Genomic DNA, 20,015 nt, shown 5'->3' on the forward strand with positions numbered 1-20,015 from the left:
CCCCGAAAACAAGAACGGGCGGGACAAGCCCCGCCCGTTCCGTGTGTTTTTACCGCCCTGCGGGTCAGTCAAGCACCCGGCGTTCGCTGATCAGGCCCTTGACGATGGCATAGCACGCCCCCAGCAGCACGATGGTAAAGGGCAGCCCGGTCGAGACCGCCATGGCCTGCAACGCGGTCAGACCGCCCCCCAGCATCAGCGCCACGGCCAGCAGACCCTCGAAGCTGCACCAGAAGATGCGCTGGGGCACCGGCGCGTGCATCTTGCCCCCGGCCGAGATGGTGTCGATCACCAGCGACCCGGAATCGGACGAGGTGACAAAGAACACGATCACCAGAACAATGCCGATAAAGCTGGAGATCTGATGCAGCGGCAATTGTTCCAGCATCACGAACAGCTTCAGTTCCAGCGCCGCATCGGCAACACCGGTAAAGCCGCCCAGATATTGCGAAATCGCCGTGCCCCCCAGCGCCGTCATCCACAGAACCGAGATGAGAGCCGGGATCAGCAGCACCGCGATCAGGAACTGACGCACCGTGCGACCGCGCGAGACGCGGGCAATGAACATGCCGACGAACGGCGACCAGCTGATCCACCATGCCCAGTAAAACGCCGTCCAGCCCTGACGGAAATTGTCGTCACTGCGCCCGAACGGGTTCGACAGCGGCAGCAGATCCTGCGCATAGGCCCCCAGATTGGCGAAAAATCCGGTCACGATCTGCCATGTCGGACCGACCAGCATCACAAAGACCAGCAGCATGAAGGCCAGCACCATATTGGCCTCGGACAACAGCTTGACGCCTTTTTCCACCCCCAGAATGACCGACATCGTGGCCACGCCGGTGATCGCCAGAATCAGCAGGATCTTGGTCATGTTGGTGGCCGGAATCCCGAACAGAAAGTTCAGACCGGCGGTCGCCTGTTCGGCCCCGAACCCCAGCGAGGTCGCCAGACCGAAAATGGTCGCAAATACCGCCAGAATGTCGATGATATGGCCGACCCAGCCCCAGACGGCCTCGCCAAAGATGGGATAGAAAACCGACCGCATCGTCAGCGGCAAGCCCTTGTTATAGCTGAACAAGGCCAGCGCCAGCGCCACCACGGCATAAATCGCCCAAGGGTGCAGGCCCCAGTGAAAGATGGTCGCCGCCATCCCCAGACGCCGCGCGGCCAGCGGGTCGCCCGCCGCCCCCTCAAGCGGGGCCCAGTCGGTGCGCAGCCCGTCCTCGATGTCGATGCCCCCCAGCGCGCTTGAGAAATGGCTCATCGGTTCGGACACGCCATAAAACATCAGCCCGATGCCCATACCGGCGGCAAACAGCATCGCGAACCAGCCAAACAGGGTGAAATCGGGCGTTGCCTCGGGACCACCCAGACGCACGCTGCCAAGCGGGCTGATGATCAGGCCGATGCACAGCAGCACGAAAATATTGCCGGCCATCAGGAAGAACCAGTCCAGATTGCCGGTCAGAAAACCGCGCAGGCTGGTAAAGAAATTTTCAACCCCGCTGGGTTGGGCCACGCCATCAAGGGGCGGGTTGGCGGTGACGATTTGCAGGATCAGCGTGCCAAGCGTGAACACCACGATGGCGATGGCCGAGATGAAAAACACCGCTTTGTGGATATCGAATTCCAGCGTGATCGCGTGGCTGACATTGTCCTGCCCGATCTCGTAATCGGTGTCGATGACAGCGGTCGCGCCTTCTGGTTCGGGGATGGTCTCGGTCTCGGCATCCGGCACGTTTTCCGGGTGTCCGTCCAGAATGGGTTCCTCGTATCGCGGGTCGCCGGGGTGACCGGGACCGTGGATCGGGTCAGTCATTTAAATGCCTCGTTTTCGTCAATGATGGCGCTAAACTCTCACAAAAGCGTCAGAATGACCACCGCTGCGCCGAAAATCGGGTTTGGCAAGGCGGCGCGGGCTTTCTATAACCCGGCCAGCACAGGAAAGGATCGCCCCATGCGCAAGGCCTCTGTCAGCCGCAACACCTCGGAAACCCGCATCTCGGTCGAGATCGACCTCGACGGCACCGGGCGCTATGACAACAGCACCGGGGTCGGGTTTTTCGACCACATGCTGGACCAGTTGTCACGGCATTCGCTGATCGACATGACCATCCGCGCCGAGGGCGACCTGCATATCGACGACCACCACACGGTCGAGGATACCGGTATCGCGCTGGGGCAGGCCCTGCGCGAGGCGCTGGGGGACAAGCGCGGCATCCGCCGTTACGGTGCCTGCCTGCTGCCAATGGATGACACGCTGGTGCGCGCGGCGCTGGACCTGTCGGCGCGGCCGTTTCTGGTCTGGGGGCTGGACCTGCCGACGCAAAAGATCGGCAGCTTCGACACCGAACTGGTGCGCGAATTCTTTCAGGCCCTGTCCACCCATGGCGGCATCACCCTGCATCTGGACCGCATCCACGGCATCAACAGCCACCACATTGCCGAGGCCGGGTTCAAGGCCGTTGCCCGCGCCCTGCGCGAGGCGGTCGAACCCGACCCGCGCATGACCGACAGCCTGCCCTCGACCAAGGGGGCGCTGTGATGCGGGTGGTTCTGGTCGATTACGATTCGGGCAACCTGCATTCGGCGGAAAAGGCCTTTGCGCGGATGGGGCGCGATCTGGACGCGACGGTGGTTGTGACCTCGGACCCCGATCAGCTGCGCCGTGCCGACCGCATCGTGCTGCCCGGCGATGGCGCCTTCCCGGCCTGCCGCGCCGCGCTGGAGGGCGTTCCCGGCATGGTCGATGCCCTGCGCCAGCGGGTGCTGAATGATGGCGTGCCCTTCATGGGCATCTGCGTGGGAATGCAGATGCTGGCCACGCGCGGGCTGGAATATCGCGACACCGCCGGTCTGGACTGGATCGGCGGCACGATCGAGGCCATCCGACCGGCGGACCCGGCGCTGAAAGTGCCGCATATGGGCTGGAACGATCTGGTCATCGACCGCCCGCATCCGGTGCTGGCGGGCATCACCACGGGCGATCACGCCTATTTCGTGCATGGCTGGCAGTTTCATCCTGACAACCCGGCCCATCTGCTGGCCCATGTCGATTACGGCGGCGCGGTGACGGCGATTGTCGGGCGCGACAATATCATCGGCACCCAGTTCCACCCCGAGAAATCCTCGGATCTGGGGCTGCGGCTGATCGCCAATTTTCTGGCCTGGCGGCCCTGAGGCTGACAGCAGGCGCGGCGCAGGCAAAAGGCGGCCCGCATGGGGCCGCCCACTGTGTCGTGACGATGGGTAAGCGGCGCGGCGCTTACTGAACCTTGACCCAGCTTTGGCTTTTGCAGATCAGGCCACCGGCGACACAGCCCGACAGGCTCATGTTTTTGCCGCTGATCTGGGCCTTGCCGTTATAGATCTTGCCATTGGCCGGGCGCAGCACCTTGCCCTTGTAGGTGCCGCCACCTTGCGGGGCCATGCCGATGACGATCTGTTTGCCGACATTGGGCGATTTGTATTCTTCCTTGCCCTTGAAAGTGCGGGTGATGGTGCCGCAAAACCCGGCCCCGCAAGGCGCGATCTGGACATGGGCAAAAGACCCTTCGTCAGGCTGGGTCTGCCAGACCCCCTCGATCGGGTCGGCCATGGCGGCCCCCGCGCAAAGGGCCAGTGCCGTGGTGATGGCGGTCAGTTTCATGTGCTTTTCCTCCCCGGAATAGATGTGTTCATCCTGCGGCCCGCGCGCCGGACCTGTAAAGCATGACGTGGGGTCGCTGTTCATGGCTTTCCCACCGCGCTGGCCTGTGTCACATAGCGCAGAGCATTTTCAAGGGGGCCTGCACCATGATCCTTTATCCCGCCATCGACCTGAAAGACGGCAATTGCGTGCGCCTGCTGCGCGGCGAGATGGAGGCCGCGACCGTTTTCGGCACCGACCCCGCCGCGCAGGCCCGCGCCTTTCAGGATGCCGGGGCTAAATGGCTGCATCTGGTCGACCTGAACGGCGCCTTTGCCGGCCAGCCCGTCAATGCCGATGCGGTCGAGGCGATACTGTCAGCCACCGACATCCCGGCCCAGCTTGGCGGGGGCATCCGCGACATGGCCACCATCGAACGCTGGCTGGACAAGGGGCTGGCGCGGGTGATCCTTGGCACGGTTGCGGTGGAAAACCCCGATCTGGTGCGTCAGGCGGCACGCGCCTTTCCCGGCCAGATCGCGGTCGGCGTCGATGCCCGCAAAGGCCGTGTCGCCACCCGCGGTTGGGCCGAGGAAACCGAAATCATGGTCACCGATCTGGCCCGCAGCTTTCAGGATGCCGGGGTCGCGGCGATCATCTATACCGATATCGACCGCGACGGCGCCATGCAGGGCCCGAACATCCCCGCGACCGAGGCGCTGGCCCGCGCGGTGGATATTCCGGTCATCGCCTCGGGCGGTGTGTCCTCAATGGCCGACCTGATGGCGCTGCGCGAGACCGGCGTGATTTCAGGCGCGATTTCCGGGCGGGCGCTGTATGACGGGGCACTTGACCTTGGCGCAGCGCTGGCGGCGCTGGCCTGAGAGGGCAGGCCCACCCTGATGCCGCAAAGGTGGCAAGGTGCGGGTCACGGGTATTTGGACAACGAAGAAGCGGGCAGGCGGGCGCTGACCCATATCGGCACAGGCCCATGCCTCGCTTCTGTCTGAAATACCTTCGGGGGTGAATGGCCCGTCAGGGCCAGAGGGGGCGCGAGCGCCCCCTTGCCGCGACTATTCCGCCGCCTCGACCGGACCCAGCGTGTGGGCGACGGGGCGATAGCCGCTTTGGTCGGGCAGGGCCTCCATATCGCCGGAGCGGGTGTCGGGCTTCATGCGGAAACCGCGCTGCAACTGGTCGAAGGGCGCCACCGGATAATCGCCCGAGAAACAGGCATCGCAATATTGCGGGCAGCTGGCATTGCGGCCCCCGGCTTCGCCTGCGGCGCGATACAGACCGTCCAGCGTCACGAAGGCCAGCGAATCGACGCCGATCCAGTCGCGCATTTGTTCGGTGCTCATCTGCGCGGCCAGCAGCTTGTCGCGGTCGGGGGTGTCGACGCCGTAAAAGCACGGCCATGCGGTCGGTGGCGAGGCGATGCGGAAATGCACCTCGGCGGCGCCGGCATCCAGGATCATGTCCTTGATCTTGCGGCTGGTGGTGCCGCGCACCACCGAATCGTCGACCAGCACCACCCGTTTGCCTTTGATCAGCGCGCGGTTGACATTCAGCTTCAGCCGCACGCCCATATTGCGGATCTGTTCGGTCGGCTCGATGAAGGTGCGGCCCATATACTGGTTGCGGATAATGCCCATGCCATAGGGGATGCCGCTTTCATGGGCATAGCCGATGGCCGCCGGGGTGCCGCTGTCGGGGACGGGACAGACCAGATCGGCCTCGACCGGGGCTTCGCGGGCCAGTTCGACGCCGATCTGGCGCCGGGTTTCATAGACCGAGCGCCCGCCGATAATGGAATCGGGGCGGCTGAAATAGACATGCTCGAAAATGCAGAACCGGCCTTTGGACGGCCCGAACGGGCGCGAGCTTTCGACATGGCCCTTGGCGATCACCACCATTTCGCCCGGCTCGATCTCGCGCAGGAATTCGGCGCCGATAATGTCCAGCGCGCAGGTTTCCGAGGCCAGAACATAGCCATCCTCGCCAATGCGGCCCAGAACCAGCGGGCGCACCCCCAGCGGGTCGCGCACCCCGATCAGCTTGGTCCGGGTCATGGCGATGACGCTGAAGGCGCCCTCGATCCGGCGCAGCGCGTCTTTCATGCGTTCGGGGATCGAGCGCTGGATCGACCGCGCCATCAGGTGAATGATGCATTCGCTGTCGGACGAGGACTGGAAGATGCTGCCGCGCTCGATCAGTTCGCGCCGCAGCGCCGCCGCGTTGGTGATATTGCCGTTATGCGCGATGGCACAGCCGCCCATGCTGAATTCACCAAAAAAAGGCTGCACATCGCGGATTGCGGTGGCAGCCTTGGTTCCGGCGGTGGAATAGCGGACATGACCGATGGCCAGTGGTCCGGGCAATGTCTGCATCACGTCGGACTTGGTGAAGTTATCGCGCACATAGCCAAAGCGATGCGCGCTGTTAAAGCCGTGATCACTGTCATGGGCGATGATGCCGCCGGCTTCCTGACCGCGATGTTGCAGCGCGTGCAGGCCAAGGGCGACGAAATTTGCGGCATCGCTGACGCCGATGGCACCAAAGACGCCGCATTCCTCGTGCAGGCGGTCATGATCGAACGGATCGGCGATAAAGGGCTGGGTCATCGTCCGGGCCTTGGCTTGTCTGTGGCTGGGTCGCGTCCCGTCTACGCCGCCCGCGCCTGAAAGTCACGCCCCGAGGCGGCGATCGGGGCGAAAATCTGTCATCTGCCTGTCATGTGCGGGCGGGCCGCGCCAGCGTTCAGTTGGCGCTGGCGGGGGCCGTGCCGGCGGGGGCGGTCTGGGGCAGGGCGCAGCCGCGCACCAGTTGTTCGTAACGCTGCACCACCCAGCCCGGCGCGTCCTGCGGGATCTGCTGATCCATCTGGCCGCGCATCCGCTGGAACACCTGCGCCGAGCGCGAATTTTCCACCTGCGCCACGCCGTCGCCGGCAATCACACGGTCATAGACGATAAAGGCCACCGCCACCAAAAGGATGCCGCGCGCCACGCCGAACAAAAGCCCCATCCCCTGGTCGATCCCGCCAAGGGCCGAACGCTGGACGACGCCAGAAAACAGCGGCGTGATGATGGAAAACAGCACCAGCGCGATGGCAAACACCACCGCAAAGGCGGCAATCGTGGCCAGTTCGCAACTGTCATTCAGGAATTTGTCCAGAAACGGCACCTGCGCCACCATCGGGCGCACCGTCGGGGCAAAGATGAAGGCCAGCACCGCCGCCCCGATCCAGCCCAGAATCGACAGCGATTCGCGCACGAAACCGCGTGACCAGGCCAGAATGGCCGACAGGATGATAACGGCCGCAACAATGCCGTCGATAATGGTGAAACCGTCCATGAACCCGTTCCTAACCCCTGTTTCGCGCCGTTTTTCAGACTGTGGCTGATCACCCGGCGCCGAATGTCTCGCCCACGAAACGCGTCAGGTCGCCCATCCGGTCCAGCCGCATTCCATCCCCGCCCTCGACCTTTTGCGCCTCGGGCATGATTGCCCGTGAGAAACCAAGTTTCCGGGCTTCTTTCAACCTGTTTTCGGCCTGTGCCACCGGGCGCAGCGCCGCCGACAGCGAGATTTCACCAAAAAGCACCGCCTCGGGGGGCAGGGCGGTGTCCTCGCGCGCGGACAGAAGGGCACCTGCAATGGCCAGATCCGCCGCCGGTTCCAGCACCCGCATCCCGCCGGCGACGTTCAGGAACACGTCCAGCCCGGTAAACGGGATGCCGCAGCGGCTTTCCAGCACCGCAAGGATGGTGCTGACACGGCCCGAATCCAGCCCCACCACCGTGCGGCGCGGGCTGGCCAGGGTTGAGGGCGCGACCAGTGCCTGCACCTCGGTCAGCACGGGGCGGGTGCCTTCGATGCCGGCGAAAACCGCGCTGCCGGGGGTGGGCTGGCCGCGCTCGGACAGAAACAGCGCCGAGGGGTTGGCGACCTCGGCCAGACCGGCACCGGTCATCTCGAACACGCCGATCTCGTCTGCGGGGCCAAAGCGGTTCTTGACGCTGCGCAGAATGCGGAACTGGTGGCCGCGCTCGCCCTCGAAATACAGCACCGTGTCGACCATGTGTTCGACCACGCGCGGGCCGGCGATCTGGCCCTCTTTGGTGACATGACCGACCAGCACCACGGCAACGCCGCTGCGCTTGGCAAAGGTCACCAGCTCGTGCGCGCTGGCGCGGACCTGTGCCACCGATCCGGGCGCGGCCTCGACCGTGTCGGCCCACAGGGTCTGGATCGAATCGATCACCGCGATGTCGGGGCGCTCGCGGTCCAGCGTGGTCAGGATGTCGCGCAGCGCGGTGGCCGAACCCAGCCGCACCGGCGCATCGGCCAGACCCAGCCGCTGTGCCCGCATACGAACCTGTGCGCTGGCCTCTTCGCCGCTGATATAGATGGCGTTCAGCCCGGCGCGGGCAAAGGCCGCAGCGCCCTGCAACAGCAGTGTGGATTTGCCGATGCCGGGATCGCCGCCAACCAGAATGGCGCTGCCTGCGACCAGACCGCCGCCAAGCACGCGGTCCAGTTCCGACAGGCCCGACAGGGCGCGGGGGGGCGGGGCCTCGGTCGCGTTCAGGCCCGACAGGGCCACCGCCTTGCCCTTGGCCGCCCCCAACCCCTTGCCCGCCGGACCATGCGACAGGGGGGCCTCTTCGACGATGGTGTTCCATGCCCCGCAGGCGTCACAGCGCCCCGCCCATTTGCGGTGGCTGGCGCCGCAGGCGGTGCAGGTAAAGGTGGTAAGGGCTTTGGCCATGAACGGTCCTGTCGCTGCGCCGGGGATTGGGTGCCCACTGATAACAGGCAAATCACATCCCTTCCAGCAATGCGACTTGGCCTTGCGCCGGGGCGCGGTTGCGGTCAGGTTGCGCCCAAGCACAGCCAGCCACCAACCCGAGGCCCGATGTCCAGCCCCGCGCCGTTTTCCCGATACGAATTCCTGATCGCCTGGCGTTACCTGCGCGCCCGCCGTGCCGAAGGCGGCGTCAGCGTGATGACCTGGATCAGCCTGATCGGCATCGCGCTGGGGGTGATGGCCCTGATCGCGACGCTGGCGGTGCGGGCCGGGTTCCGGGCTGAATTCGTTGACACCATCCTTGGCGCCAATGCGCATTCCAGCGTCTATCTGGGACCGCAGGTGATTGCCGATGACGTGGTGGTGCCGGGGCGGATCAGCGATTACGACGCCATGACCGCCCGCATTGCGGCGGTGCCGGGCGTCACCCATGCCGCGCCGGTCATCCGCGGGCAGGTGATGGCCACCAATAACGACGCGTCCAATGTGGCCGAGGTTTACGGCATCACCCGCGACGCGCTGAATGATTTGTCGCGTATCGTGAACCCCGGCACGTCGCAGGGCAATCTGGACGATTTCGACAGCGGCATCGCCATTGGCAGCGGCATCGCCCGCGAATTGGGCGTCACGGTGGGCGACCGGATCAAGCTGATTTCGCCCAACGGCGCCAAGACACCCTTCGGCGTCACCCCGCGCGTCAATGCCTATCAGGTCAGCTTTATCTTCAGCGCCGGGCGCTATGACATTGACCGCACCCGCATCTATATGCCGCTGGCCGAGGCGCAGAGCTATTTCAACCGCGAGGGGGTGGCCGATGAAATTCAGGTGTTCGTCACCGACCCCGAACATGTCGATAACTGGACCCTGCCGCTGATTCAGGCCGCCGCCGAAGGCGCGCAGGTCTGGACCTGGCGCGACAGTTCCGGCTCTTTCCTGGCAGCGCTGGATATGGAGGATGACGTGATGTTCGTCATCCTGTCGGTGCTGGTGCTGATTGCGTCGATGAATATCACCTCGGGGCTGGTGATGCTGGTCAAGAACAAGGGCCGCGATATTGGCATCTTGCGCACCATGGGCCTGACCGAAGGCGCGGTGATGCGGGTGTTTTTCCTGTGCGGGGCCTTTACCGGCGTGATCGGCACGATTGCGGGCGTGGCGCTTGGCGTGCTGTTGGCGGTCAATGTGGACAATATCATGGCGCTTCTGAACGGCGCCACCGGCGGCAATGCCTGGCAGCCCGAGGTGCGCGGCATCTATCGCCTGCCGGCGGAATTGCGGGCATGGGATATTTTCCGCGCTGTCAGCCTGTCGCTGGTGCTGTCCTTTATCGTCACCATCTTTCCGGCACGGCGCGCGGCGCGCATGAACCCGGTCGAGGCGCTGCGTTATGAATGATGTTTTAATCCTCGACTCCATTTCCAAAACCTATGGCCGCAACGGCGCCGCCCCGGTCGAGGTGCTGCGCGACCTGTCGCTGACCGTCAAACGGGCCGAGGTGGTGGCGCTGGTCGCCCCCTCGGGCGCGGGCAAATCGACGCTGCTGCATATTGCCGGGCTGCTGGACACACCTGACCGCGGGCGCGTCGTGGTCGGGGGCAGGGACATGACCGGCCAGCCCGACCGCGCCCGCACGCTGGCGCGGCGTCAGGATCTGGGCTTTGTTTACCAGTTCCACCACCTGCTGCCGGAATTTTCAGCCGCCGAAAACATCATCCTGCCGCAACTGGCCAATGGCGTGGCGCAGGCGCAGGCGCGCGACCGCGCGCGGATGCTGCTGGACCGTGTCGGCCTTGCCGGGCGGGCCGATCACCGCCCCGCCGCGCTGTCGGGGGGCGAACAACAGCGCGTCGCCTTTTGCCGCGCGCTGGCCAATGAACCGGCGCTGCTGCTGGCGGATGAACCGACCGGCAACCTTGACCCGGAGACCTCAGACCGGGTCTTTGCCGTGCTGATGGATCTGGTGCGCGAAACCGGCCTGTCGGCGCTGATCGCGACGCATAACCACGATCTGGCGGCGCGCATGGACCGGGTGGTCAGGTTGGGTTAGCGGACGCGGCCCCGCCTGCGGACTTGCCTGCGGGCGCCGGACGGGCCAGTCTGGCGCAAAGACAAGAGGGACCCCCGACATGCTGAAAGCGATTCCTGCCATCTGCGCCCTGGCGATCCTGTCTATTGCGGCGGCCTGCACCCCCGAGGCGCAGATCACCACCGGCGCTGGCGATTACGCGCAATATTGCGCCACCTGCCATGGCCCTGCCGGCAAGGGCAACGGCCCGGCCAGTCAGGGCCTGACGCCCCGTCCCACCGACCTGACGCTGCTGGCGCGCAAGAATGGCGGCACCTTCCCCCGGCTGCGGGTGATGAGCCGCATCGACGGCTATACCATGGGCAAAAGCGAAAGCCCGATGCCCGCCTTTGGCGACCTGCTTGAGGGCAAGACCGTCATGTATGATGCGGGCGACGGCATCGAAACCCCAACCCCGTGGCGGCTGGTGGCGCTGGCCGAATATGTCGAAAAGATGCAGAAATGAAACAGGCGGCACCCCGGTGCCGCCCTTTTCCATCTGACCTGATGTGACGTTACCTCAAACATCCAGCTCCTCGACGAAGCGCGCGTTTTCGCTGATATACTGGAACCGCAGTTCCGGCTTCTTGCCCATCAGCCGTTCCACCAGATCGGCGGTTTCGCCGCCGGCCTCGTCGTCGATGCCGATGCGGATCAGCTTGCGGCTGGCGGGGTCCATCGTGGTGTCTTTCAGATCCTTGGCGTCCATCTCGCCAAGGCCCTTGAAGCGCTGCACGTCGATCTTGCCCTTGCCCCCCAGACCTTTGGCCAGCAAAGCATCCTTTTCTGCATCATCGGCCACATAGATGCGCCGCGCGCCCTGCGTCAGGCGATACAGCGGCGGGCAGGCCAGATAAAGATGCCCCTTGTCGATCAGCGGGCGCATCTGGGTGAAAAAGAACGTCATCAACAGGCTGGCAATATGGGCGCCGTCAACATCTGCGTCGGTCATGATGATGATCTTGTCGTAACGCAGATCGTCGATATTGAACCTGGTCCCCAGCCCCACGCCAAGCGCCTGGCACAGATCGTTGATCTCCGCGTTCTGACCCATTTTCGAGGATGCAGCCCCCAACACGTTCAAAATCTTGCCTTTCAGCGGCAACAGGGCCTGTGTCTTTCGGTCGCGCGCCTGCTTGGCGCTCCCGCCGGCGCTATCACCCTCGACGATGAACAGCTCGGTCCCGTCGCGATTGGTGGCGCTGCAATCGACCAGCTTGCCGGGCAGGCGCAGCTTTTTGGTCGCGGTCTTGCGCGCGGTTTCCTTTTCCTGACGGCGGCGCAGGCGTTCCTCGGCCCGCAGGACCAGAAAATCCAGAATGGCGCCCGCCGATTTGGTGTCGGCGGCCAGCCAGTTGTCGAAATGGTCGCGCACCGCGCCCTCGACCAGCCGCGCGGCCTCGACCGTGGCAAGGCGGTCCTTGGTCTGGCCGACAAATTCCGGCTCGCGGATGAAACAGGACACCAGCGCGCAGCCGCCGGTCAGCAGGTCGTCGCGGGTAATCTGCGCGGCCTTCTTGTTGTTGACCAGCTCGCCATAGGCGCGCACGCCTTTCAGCATCGCGGACCAGAACCCGGCCTCGTGCGTGCCGCCTTCGGGGGTGGGGACGGTGTTGCAATAGCTTTGCATGAAGCCATCGCGCGACGGCGTCCAGTTGATCGCCCATTCCACCTTGCCGGGGCGGTTAAAGCGTTCCCCGAACTCGACCAGACCGGCGAAGGGGCGGTCGGCATAGGTGCTGGCGCCTTCCAGCGTTTCGGTCAGGTAATCGGCCAGACCGCCGGGGAAATGGAATGTCGCCTCGCGCGGGGTTTCGCCGTCATCCAGCGCGGTTTTCCAGCGGATTTCCACGCCGCTGAACAGATAGGCCTTGGATTTGACCATCTTGATCAGCCGTGCGGGCCGGAAGCGGTGATGGCCGAAGATCTGTTCATCGGCATGGAAAAACACGCTGGTGCCGCGCCGGTTGGGGGCCTGACCGACCTGTTCGACCGGCCCCAGCGGCACGCCCCGGCTGAAACTTTGCCGCCACAATTCGCGGTTGCGGGCGACCTCGACCACCATCGAATCCGACAGCGCGTTCACGACCGAGGCCCCCACGCCATGCAACCCGCCCGAGGTCTGATACGCATCGCCCGAGAATTTCCCCCCCGCGTGCAGGGTGCATAAAATCACCTCCAGCGCCGATTTTCCGGGGAATTTCGGATGCGGGTCGATGGGAATGCCGCGCCCGTTATCGCGGATGGTAACCGACTGGCCGTCATGCAGTTCCACCTCGATCCGGGTGGCGTGACCGGCGACGGCCTCGTCCATGGCGTTGTCCAGGATCTCGGCCACCATGTGATGCAGCGCGCGTTCATCCGTGCCGCCGATATACATGCCGGGCCGCTTGCGCACGGGTTCCAGCCCCTCCAGCACCTCGATCGAGGCGGCGGAATAGTCGCTGGTCTCAGCGGCGGAAAGCAGATCGTCGGACATGGTGTGCTCGTTCTTGTTCTGACAGCCACAGATAGCGGGCCGGGCGGTGGCCCGCAACCGGTGGGTTACAGCGCCCGCCAGCCGATATCGCGGCGGTAAAAGCCCTGCGGCCAGTCGATCGCATCGGCCAGCGCATAGGCCCGCGCCTGCGCGATGGCCAGCGTGTCGCCGCGCGCGGTGGCGGCCAGAACCCGGCCGCCGGTGGCCACGATCTGGCCGTCGCGCAGGGCGGTGCCGGCGTGAAAGACCATGTGGTGGCTGTCCTCGGGCAGCTTGTCCAGACCGTTGATCGCGGTGCCTTTTTCGTAATCGCCCGGATAACCCTGCGCGGCCAGAACCACGGTCAGGGCGTGATCGTCGGCCCATGTCACGGCGGTCTGGTCCAGCCGCCCCTCGGCGCAGGCCTGAATCAGGTCCAGCGCCTGCGCGCCAAGCCGCATCATCAGCACCTGACATTCGGGGTCGCCAAAGCGGACGTTATATTCCACCAGTCGCGCCTGACCGTCCCGGATCATCAGCCCGGCATACAGCACGCCCTGAAAGGGCATCCCGCGCGCCGCCATTTCGGCCATGGTGGGGCGGATGATCCGGTCCATCACCTGATCCTGCAATGCCTGCGTCAGCACCGGCGCCGGGCTGTAGGCCCCCATGCCGCCGGTATTAGGACCGGTATCGCCATCGCCCACGCGCTTGTGGTCCTGCGCGGTGCCGATGGGCAGGCAGGTGTCGCCGTCGCACAGGATGAAAAAGCTGGCCTCTTCGCCCGCCATGAATTCCTCGATCACCAGTTCGGCGCCCGCATCCCCGAAAGCGCCGTCAAAGGCGGCGTCGATGGCGTCGATGGCCTCGGCCTCGGTCATGGCGACGGTGACGCCTTTGCCCGCGGCCAGACCATCGGCCTTGATGACAATGGGCGCCCCCTGCGCGCGGACGTAATCGCGGGCGGGCTGTGCCTGTGTGAACCGTGCCCAGGCGGCGGTGGGTGCCCCGCAGGCATCGCAGATTTCCTTGGTAAAGGCCTTTGACGCCTCAAGCTGTGCCGCGCCCTGCGACGGGCCAAAGGTGCTGATCCCGGCCGCGCGCAGCGTATCGGCCACGCCGGCGGCCAGCGGCGCCTCGGGGCCGATCACCACCAGATCAATGGCGTTTTCGGCGCAAAACCCCGCAACCGCCGCCCCGTCCAGAATATCCAGATCGGCGCAGCGCGCGATTTCCGCGATACCGGCATTGCCCGGCGCGACGATCAGCCGGTCGCATTTCGGGTTTTGCCGGATGGCCCATGCCAGCGCATGTTCGCGCCCGCCGCCGCCAAGGATCAGGATATTCATGGATCGCCCCTTTCGTCTGCCTGCCCCGCGTTCTAGTGTCGCGCGCAAAGAGGAACAAGCACCATGACCCTGTTCGAGGATGACGCCCCCGCGCCGCCGGGCAGCAACGCGCATGAATTCACCGTGTCCGAGATCTCGGGCGCGGTCAAACGCGTGATCGAGGGGGAATTCGCGCGCGTCCGCATCCGTGGCGAGGTCGGGCGCGTGGCACGGCCCGGATCGGGGCATCTGTATTTCGACCTCAAGGATGACCGCGCGGTGCTGGCGGCTGTGTGCTGGAAAGGTCAGGCCGCGCGGCTGGCCCATCGCCCCGAAGAGGGGATGGAGGTGATCGCCACAGGCCGCCTGACCACCTTTCCCGGCCAGTCGAAATACCAGCTGATCGTCGATCAGATCGAACCGGCGGGGCTTGGCGCGCTGATGGCGATGCTGGAAAAGCGCCGCAAGGCGCTGGCCGCCGAGGGGCTGTTCGACGCGGCGCGCAAACGCCCGCTGCCGGTGCTGCCACGGGTGATCGGGGTGGTGACGTCGCCGTCCGGCGCGGTGATCCGCGATATCCTGCACCGGCTGCGCGACCGCTTTCCGACCCGCGTGGTGATCTGGCCCGTTGCGGTTCAGGGCGATGCCTGCGCGCCGCAGGTCAGCGCCGCGATCCGGGGGTTCAACGCCCTGCCGCAGAACGGCCCGGTGCCGCGCCCGGACCTGATCATCGTCGCGCGCGGCGGTGGCAGTATCGAGGATCTGTGGGGCTTTAACGAGGAATCGGTGGTGCGCGCGGCGGCGGACAGCGCCATCCCGCTGATTTCCGCCGTGGGCCACGAAACCGACACCACGCTGATTGACCACGCCGCCGACCGCCGCGCCCCCACGCCGACCGCCGCCGCCGAAATGGCGGTGCCGGTGCGCGCCGAACTGGCGCAGCGTCTGGCCGAGGCCGGTTTGCGCATGGCCCGCGCCAGTCAGCAGCGCATCGACCGCCCGCGCCAGCGGCTGCGCGATCTGGGGCGCGCAATGGGCCGCCCGCAGGCGCTGACCGATGGCGCGCGCCAGCGGCTGGACCTGTTTGGCGACCGGCTGGAACCGGCGCTGCGCGGCTTCATGCGCGCCCGCCGCGACCGGCTGGCGGCGCAATCCATGCCGGCCTCGGCGCTGCGGCGCTTTACCCGCGATTCCCGCAGCCGCTTTCAGGGATGGGCCGCCCGTCTGGCCCCGGCGGTCAGCCGCGCCAATGGGTTGCGGGGTGAACGGCTGGCCGATCGGGCCAAACGGCTGGAAGGGGCGCTGGCGCGGGCGCGCGGCCAAAGCCGCCGCCAGATCGTCGATGACCGTGCCCGGCTGGCGGGGCTTGACGCGCGGCTGGTCCCGGCGCTGACCCGCGCGCTGACCATTCGCCGCGAACGGCTGGACCGGCTGGACCGGTTGCGCCAGACGCTGGGGCATCAGGAAACGCTGAAACGCGGCTTTGCAGTGGTGCGCGACCTTGATGGCGGCGTCATCACCGGGGCCGCAAAAGCCCGCGCCACCCCCCTTTTCGAGGTCCAGTTCAGTGACGGTCGGGTGCTGGCCGCGCCGGTGGACAGCCCTGAAACGGGTGGGGCTGCCAAGGCGGGGCCAGACGCGACCGGGGCGGGCGACCTGCCCCCGCAACCGGCCAAAGCGCCGGCGCGCAAACCGCGCAAACCCCAGCCCAAACCCCGGCAGAAATCGTTGTTCTAGGTCGCCCCCCGCGCGCCCGGTGCGGCGCGCGGGGTGATCGCGGCCTCAATCCTGTTCGGGCCGCAGCACCAGCCAGATCAGCGCGCCGCCGGCCAGGATCAGGAACGGCACCATCGCCAGATTGACCGCGTTCCAGCCAAACTGTGCCGAGCCACCCGAACAGTTCATCAACCCGCCCGAGGCCAGCGAGGCCAGAAACACCCCGCCAAACAACAGCGTGTCGTTCAGGCCCTGCACCTGCGCGCGCTCGGCCGGGCTGTGGGCCGAGGTCAGCATCGCCGTGGCACCGATATAGCCGAAATTCCAGCCCACCCCCAAAAGGATCAGCGCGCCAAAGAAATGGCTGATTTCCACCCCGGACAGCGCCACCGCCCCCGCCAGCGCCAGAATGACCAGCCCCAGTGCCACGATCCGCGTTGCCCCGAAACGGGCGATCAACATGCCGGTGAAAAAGCTGGGAACGAACATCGCCAGCACATGGGCGCTGACAATATCAGCGACATTTTCGGTGCCAAAGCCACAGCCCACCACCGCCAGCGGGGTCGAGGTCATGACCAGATTCATCAGCGCATAAGACACCATTCCGCAGATGATCGCGACGACGATGCGCGGGCGCGACAGGATGTCACGCAGCGGGGTGCGGGGGGCCTCGTGCGCGCTTGGGGCGGGCGGGCGCGGAATATCAAGAAAGGAAAACAGCAGCGGCCCGCACAGGTTCAGCAGCACGATCACGCCGTAACTGGCCAGAAACGGAATGGCCGTTGCCTCGCCGGTAAAGCGCACAATGGCGGGACCGATGATCGCCGCCGCCAGCCCCGCCGCCATGACCCACGAGATCGCCTTGGGGGCAAACCCCTCGGGGGCGGTGTCGGTCACGGCAAAGCGGTAAAAGCCCTGCGCCGCCATATACAGCCCCATCAGCATCGACGCGCCGGAAAACAGCCAGAACGACCCGATCCACATCGCCCACATGCAGGCCCCGGCACCCACCGCGCCCACCAGCGTGGCCAGCGTGAACCCGGCCCGGCGGCCATGGCGCTGCATAAAGCCCGCCAGCCAGCGCGCCGAGACCACATTACCCAGAATGATCATCGAGGCGGGCAGGGTGGCAATGCAGGGATTGGGCGCCAGCGACATGCCAATCAGCCCGGCGCTGATGAACATCACCGACATCTGCGCCCCAAGCAGCGCCTGCGCCCCGGCCAGCACCGCCACATTGCGCCATGCCCGGCGCATATCGGTCGCCGCGACCTGCATCAGCGCGCCCGCAGGGCCGAGGCCGCCTTGGCCAGCGCCGTCACCTGATCCCAGTCACGATCCGCGATCAGGCCCGGCGCGCAGACCCAGCTGCCGCCCACGCATAACACATTGGGCAGGCGCAGGTAATCGGGGGCGGTGCTGGCGCTGATGCCGCCAGTCGGGCAAAATCGCAGATCCGGCAGCGGCCCGCCGATGGCCCCGATCGCGGATGCGCCCCCATAGGCCGCGGCAGGAAAGAATTTCAGCATGTCATAACCCATGGCCGCGGCGTGCATCATCTCGGTGATGGTTACGGCGCCGGGCAACAGCGGCAATGCCGCGTCCTTGCAGGCGGCGGCCAGTTCCTCGGTCAACCCCGGAGAGACGGCAAAGCGCGCCCCGGCTTCTTTCGCGCGATACACATCGTCGCGTTTCAGCACGGTTCCGGCACCGACCACGGCACCCTCGATCCGTGACATTTCGCGGATGGCGGGCAGGGCGGCCTCGGTGCGCAGCGTTACCTCCAGCACGCGCAGCCCGCCCCGGACCAGCGCCTGCCCCAGATCGGCGGCCACACCGGCCTCGGGGACGACGATCACCGGGATCACCGGCGCAAGGGCGCAGATCTCGCGGGTGCGGGCGGATTGGCTGGCTGGCAGCATGGTGAACCTTCCTGTCTGGTCATCTGCCGCGACTGTGCCGCCCCGCAGGGCGCGACGCAAGGGGGGCGGGCGCATCCGCGTGCCCCGGCGTTGCGGCAGACCCCGCCGCGCGGCCCGGCTCAGGGGGCGGTGTCACGCCCCGCTGTTACCTGCGCACAGGGCCGAAACGTGATGCCGCCCGGCCCTTACCCCCCGGCGCGGATGCCGCCGGTCCGGCCCGTGGCGGCGCTGCGGCTGGCACCAAAGCCGCCGCGCGATGCCACCTGCGCCCGCGTCATCGGCGCCTTGCCAAGCGTCGTCGGCGCGCGGTTGAATGTCGTCGGGGCGACCTTGCCTGCGGCATTATTGCTGGAAAAGCGCTGCTGGCCATTGGGCGTGGCATAGCCGCCATCGGCGGTGCGCGACAGCGGCTGGCTGAAGACCCCGCCGCCGCGCGACAGCATCGACCCCATCAGATAGCCCATCATCAGCGGCATGAACACCGACCCCATGCCGCCCCCCGATGCCTGTGCCGCCGGGTCGGCCTGACAATTGCCCTTGCCATGTTCCTGTTCGCACAGCGCCAGCCCGTCATAGCGGGGCGCGGTTTCGGCATGGTTTTTACCGGCCTCGGCAAAATTGTTGCGACAATCCTCTTCGGAAAACCACAACCCGTTTTGTTGTGCCGCCGCGATGCAGGATTGCAGGTCGGGAAATGCCTGCGCGTCGACCCGGTCCTCTTTACAGCCGGCCAGCGCCAGCGTGGCCGTTCCCGCCAGCACCAGCGCGACATGGCGCGAGCGTTTGCGGCGGGCGGGCGTTGCGGTGGCAGATGGGGCAGGGCGGGCGGCGGTCATGGCGGGCCTCGTGTCTGGTGGGTCAGGGGGTGATGAAATGCGGCTTGAACCGCGACAGGTTGTGGGTGATGCGGGCGCGGTCCTCGCGCAGGCCAAGGCCCACGCAGGCATCGCCCACCACCCATGCGCCAAGCACCGGGTGCCAGCCGTCGAAATCGGGCAGCGGCGCCAGCGCCTGAATGACGCGCGGGTGCTGGTCATAGCTGGGGTCGGATGTGGCCTCGGTCTGGTGACCGGCCTCGATGATGCGCACCCCCGCCCCCTCGCGCGAGAAGATGGGCTTGCTGACATGGCCCCGCATCAGGGCGTCGCGGGCGGCATCAAAAGCCGGGCCGATATGCGGGGCCGGGGTGCCGCCGGTCAGGGCATCGGCCAGATCGCGTTCGAAAAACGCGGGCAGCAGGTTGGGATGGCCGGGAAACATCTCCCACAGCAGCGGCAAAAGCGCCTTGTTCGACACCAGCGCCTTCCAGGCCGGTTCGATGAACTGCGTGCCCGACCCGGCCAGATGCGCGGCGAAATCGTCGCGCAGCATGTCCTCCCACGGATACAGCTTGAACAGCGTGCCGATCACCCGGTCCTGATCGTCGGTGAACTGGCCGTCCTGCGACAGGCCGATGCCGGACAAGGCGGTGAAATGCGCGCCCAGACCGGCCTCGCGCGCGGCCCATGCCAAGGCCTCGACGGTGGCGTAATCTTCGGGGTTGTCGGGATCGGCGGCGAAATGGATGTCGCCGCCCGGCGCGGCAATCTGACGCCAGCGTTCAACCAGCGCTTCGTGGATGCCGTTGAACTGGTCGGCGCCCGCGGGCAGCACACCGGCGGCCTGCTGATCCTCGAACCACAGCCATTGAAAGGAGGCCGATTCATACAGCGATGTCGGGGTATCTGCGTTGTATTCCAACAGCTTGGCCGGGCCGTTGCCGTCATAGGACAGATCCATCCGGCCATACAATCCGGGCGCCGCGTCGCGCCACGAAGCGGCGACGAAATCCCAATGCTCGGGCGGGATGCCCATGCGGTTCAGCCAGTCCTCGGACCCGGCGGCGCGATCGACGGCGGCGCGGGTCATGGCGTGCAGTTCGGTCGCGGGGTCTTCGATACCGGCCTCGATCTGGTCCAGCGTAAAGGCATAGGCGCTGGTTTCATCCCAATAGGGCTGACCCGACATATCGGCAAAGGTGAAGCCCAGTTCCTGCGCACGCGCGCGCCAGCCGGGACGTTCGGGCAGGGAAAGACGTTTCAT

18 protein-coding genes are annotated in these 20,015 nt (G+C 66.2%); 7 read left to right on the forward strand and 11 right to left on the reverse strand.

Going from position 1 to position 20,015, the window contains the following annotated elements:
* Window positions 1-64: 64 nt before the first annotated feature.
* The gene (locus ACFXP9_RS06715) at window positions 65-1,765 is read right to left on the reverse strand and encodes a BCCT family transporter (RefSeq protein WP_397207451.1); all 1,701 of its coding nucleotides are present in this window, start codon (window positions 1,763-1,765) and stop codon (window positions 65-67) included.
* Between the two features lie 195 nt (window positions 1,766-1,960).
* Between ACFXP9_RS06715 and hisB the strand changes: the two genes are divergently transcribed.
* Both hisB and hisH read left to right on the forward strand, forming a co-directional pair.
* A complete protein-coding gene (hisB, locus tag ACFXP9_RS06720) occupies window positions 1,961-2,548 on the forward strand; it encodes an imidazoleglycerol-phosphate dehydratase HisB (RefSeq protein WP_397207449.1) in 588 nt (195 codons plus the stop codon).
* A complete protein-coding gene (gene hisH, locus ACFXP9_RS06725; RefSeq protein ID WP_397207228.1) occupies window positions 2,548-3,183 on the forward strand; it encodes an imidazole glycerol phosphate synthase subunit HisH in 636 nt (211 codons plus the stop codon). Before hisB ends, hisH begins: the two co-directional genes overlap by 1 nt.
* Window positions 3,184-3,268: 85 nt before the next feature.
* On the opposite strand, the gene ACFXP9_RS06730 is transcribed toward hisH, so the two are convergent.
* Window positions 3,269-3,652, reverse strand: a complete 384-nt coding sequence (locus ACFXP9_RS06730) for a DUF2147 domain-containing protein (protein ID WP_397207226.1) — start codon at window positions 3,650-3,652, stop codon at window positions 3,269-3,271.
* 146 nt (window positions 3,653-3,798) lie between these two features.
* Here ACFXP9_RS06730 and hisA point away from each other — a divergent pair, with 146 nt between their 5' ends.
* The gene (gene hisA, locus ACFXP9_RS06735) at window positions 3,799-4,515 is read left to right on the forward strand and encodes a 1-(5-phosphoribosyl)-5-[(5-phosphoribosylamino)methylideneamino]imidazole-4-carboxamide isomerase (protein WP_397207224.1); all 717 of its coding nucleotides are present in this window, start codon (window positions 3,799-3,801) and stop codon (window positions 4,513-4,515) included.
* Between the two features lie 189 nt (window positions 4,516-4,704).
* On the opposite strand, the gene purF is transcribed toward hisA, so the two are convergent.
* From purF to radA, 3 genes are all read right to left on the reverse strand, one after another.
* Window positions 4,705-6,255, reverse strand: coding sequence for an amidophosphoribosyltransferase (gene purF / locus ACFXP9_RS06740; RefSeq protein WP_397207222.1), 1,551 nt, complete (start codon window positions 6,253-6,255; stop codon window positions 4,705-4,707).
* A 136-nt stretch (window positions 6,256-6,391) separates the two neighbouring features.
* Window positions 6,392-6,988 (reverse strand): CvpA family protein, encoded by a 597-nt coding sequence (locus tag ACFXP9_RS06745; protein ID WP_397207220.1) that lies wholly within the window; start codon window positions 6,986-6,988, stop codon window positions 6,392-6,394.
* 49 nt (window positions 6,989-7,037) lie between these two features.
* Window positions 7,038-8,405, reverse strand: a complete 1,368-nt coding sequence (gene radA, locus ACFXP9_RS06750; protein WP_397207218.1) for a DNA repair protein RadA — start codon at window positions 8,403-8,405, stop codon at window positions 7,038-7,040.
* A gap of 147 nt (window positions 8,406-8,552) precedes the next feature.
* On the opposite strand from radA, the gene ACFXP9_RS06755 reads away from it, so the two are divergent.
* The 3 genes from ACFXP9_RS06755 to ACFXP9_RS06765 all read left to right on the forward strand — a co-directional run bounded on the left by ACFXP9_RS06755 (window position 8,553) and on the right by ACFXP9_RS06765 (window position 10,975).
* Window positions 8,553-9,839, forward strand: a complete 1,287-nt coding sequence (locus ACFXP9_RS06755; RefSeq protein WP_397207215.1) for a lipoprotein-releasing ABC transporter permease subunit — start codon at window positions 8,553-8,555, stop codon at window positions 9,837-9,839.
* Complete coding sequence (locus tag ACFXP9_RS06760) at window positions 9,832-10,491, forward strand: ABC transporter ATP-binding protein (protein WP_397207213.1); 660 nt, start codon at window positions 9,832-9,834, stop codon at window positions 10,489-10,491. Before ACFXP9_RS06755 ends, ACFXP9_RS06760 begins: the two co-directional genes overlap by 8 nt.
* Before the next feature lie 79 nt (window positions 10,492-10,570).
* The gene (locus ACFXP9_RS06765; RefSeq protein WP_397207211.1) at window positions 10,571-10,975 is read left to right on the forward strand and encodes a c-type cytochrome; all 405 of its coding nucleotides are present in this window, start codon (window positions 10,571-10,573) and stop codon (window positions 10,973-10,975) included.
* Between the two features lie 54 nt (window positions 10,976-11,029).
* Here ACFXP9_RS06765 and parE read toward each other — a convergent pair whose 3' ends face one another.
* Together parE and purD are read right to left on the reverse strand one after the other, a co-directional pair.
* The gene (parE, locus tag ACFXP9_RS06770; protein ID WP_397207209.1) at window positions 11,030-12,988 is read right to left on the reverse strand and encodes a DNA topoisomerase IV subunit B; all 1,959 of its coding nucleotides are present in this window, start codon (window positions 12,986-12,988) and stop codon (window positions 11,030-11,032) included.
* Window positions 12,989-13,053: 65 nt separating this feature from the next.
* Complete coding sequence (gene purD / locus ACFXP9_RS06775) at window positions 13,054-14,316, reverse strand: phosphoribosylamine--glycine ligase (RefSeq protein WP_397207207.1); 1,263 nt, start codon at window positions 14,314-14,316, stop codon at window positions 13,054-13,056.
* Window positions 14,317-14,379: 63 nt separating this feature from the next.
* Here purD and xseA point away from each other — a divergent pair, with 63 nt between their 5' ends.
* The gene (gene xseA / locus ACFXP9_RS06780) at window positions 14,380-16,032 is read left to right on the forward strand and encodes an exodeoxyribonuclease VII large subunit (RefSeq protein WP_397207205.1); all 1,653 of its coding nucleotides are present in this window, start codon (window positions 14,380-14,382) and stop codon (window positions 16,030-16,032) included.
* A gap of 45 nt (window positions 16,033-16,077) precedes the next feature.
* On the opposite strand, the gene ACFXP9_RS06785 is transcribed toward xseA, so the two are convergent.
* The 4 genes from ACFXP9_RS06785 to ACFXP9_RS06800 form a co-directional block, all read right to left on the reverse strand.
* On the reverse strand, window positions 16,078-17,289 hold the full coding sequence (locus tag ACFXP9_RS06785) for an MFS transporter (protein WP_397210098.1): 1,212 nt from the start codon (window positions 17,287-17,289) through the stop codon (window positions 16,078-16,080).
* Window positions 17,289-17,933, reverse strand: a complete 645-nt coding sequence (eda, locus tag ACFXP9_RS06790; RefSeq protein ID WP_397207201.1) for a bifunctional 4-hydroxy-2-oxoglutarate aldolase/2-dehydro-3-deoxy-phosphogluconate aldolase — start codon at window positions 17,931-17,933, stop codon at window positions 17,289-17,291. Before eda ends, ACFXP9_RS06785 begins: the two co-directional genes overlap by 1 nt.
* Window positions 17,934-18,118: 185 nt before the next feature.
* Window positions 18,119-18,769 carry a DUF1190 domain-containing protein gene (locus tag ACFXP9_RS06795; RefSeq protein WP_397207199.1) on the reverse strand — a complete coding sequence of 217 codons (651 nt, stop codon included), beginning with the start codon at window positions 18,767-18,769 and terminating at the stop codon, window positions 18,119-18,121.
* 22 nt (window positions 18,770-18,791) lie between these two features.
* Window positions 18,792-20,015: a glutathionylspermidine synthase family protein gene (locus ACFXP9_RS06800; RefSeq protein ID WP_397207197.1), complete on the reverse strand. Its 1,224-nt coding sequence runs from the start codon at window positions 20,013-20,015 to the stop codon at window positions 18,792-18,794.

Origin of the sequence: Paracoccus jiaweipingae (assembly GCF_044335505.1) — a bacterium.
GTDB lineage: Bacteria > Pseudomonadota > Alphaproteobacteria > Rhodobacterales > Rhodobacteraceae > Paracoccus.

Bases quoted from the DNA above. Each gene is read 5' to 3' on its own strand.
- hisB (WP_397207449.1), top strand. From the start codon at position 1,961: ATGCGCAAGGCCTCTGTCAGCCGCAACACCTCGGAAACCCGCATCTCG.
- hisH (WP_397207228.1), top strand. From the start codon at position 2,548: ATGCGGGTGGTTCTGGTCGATTACGATTCGGGCAACCTGCATTCGGCG.
- ACFXP9_RS06730 (WP_397207226.1), bottom strand. From the start codon at position 3,652: ATGAAACTGACCGCCATCACCACGGCACTGGCCCTTTGCGCGGGGGCC.
- hisA (WP_397207224.1), top strand. From the start codon at position 3,799: ATGATCCTTTATCCCGCCATCGACCTGAAAGACGGCAATTGCGTGCGC.
- purF (WP_397207222.1), bottom strand. From the start codon at position 6,255: ATGACCCAGCCCTTTATCGCCGATCCGTTCGATCATGACCGCCTGCAC.
- ACFXP9_RS06745 (WP_397207220.1), bottom strand. From the start codon at position 6,988: ATGGACGGTTTCACCATTATCGACGGCATTGTTGCGGCCGTTATCATC.
- radA (WP_397207218.1), bottom strand. From the start codon at position 8,405: ATGGCCAAAGCCCTTACCACCTTTACCTGCACCGCCTGCGGCGCCAGC.
- ACFXP9_RS06755 (WP_397207215.1), top strand. From the start codon at position 8,553: ATGTCCAGCCCCGCGCCGTTTTCCCGATACGAATTCCTGATCGCCTGG.
- ACFXP9_RS06760 (WP_397207213.1), top strand. From the start codon at position 9,832: ATGAATGATGTTTTAATCCTCGACTCCATTTCCAAAACCTATGGCCGC.
- ACFXP9_RS06765 (WP_397207211.1), top strand. From the start codon at position 10,571: ATGCTGAAAGCGATTCCTGCCATCTGCGCCCTGGCGATCCTGTCTATT.
- parE (WP_397207209.1), bottom strand. From the start codon at position 12,988: ATGTCCGACGATCTGCTTTCCGCCGCTGAGACCAGCGACTATTCCGCC.
- purD (WP_397207207.1), bottom strand. From the start codon at position 14,316: ATGAATATCCTGATCCTTGGCGGCGGCGGGCGCGAACATGCGCTGGCA.
- xseA (WP_397207205.1), top strand. From the start codon at position 14,380: ATGACCCTGTTCGAGGATGACGCCCCCGCGCCGCCGGGCAGCAACGCG.
- ACFXP9_RS06785 (WP_397210098.1), bottom strand. From the start codon at position 17,289: ATGCAGGTCGCGGCGACCGATATGCGCCGGGCATGGCGCAATGTGGCG.
- eda (WP_397207201.1), bottom strand. From the start codon at position 17,933: ATGCTGCCAGCCAGCCAATCCGCCCGCACCCGCGAGATCTGCGCCCTT.
- ACFXP9_RS06795 (WP_397207199.1), bottom strand. From the start codon at position 18,769: ATGACCGCCGCCCGCCCTGCCCCATCTGCCACCGCAACGCCCGCCCGC.
- ACFXP9_RS06800 (WP_397207197.1), bottom strand. From the start codon at position 20,015: ATGAAACGTCTTTCCCTGCCCGAACGTCCCGGCTGGCGCGCGCGTGCG.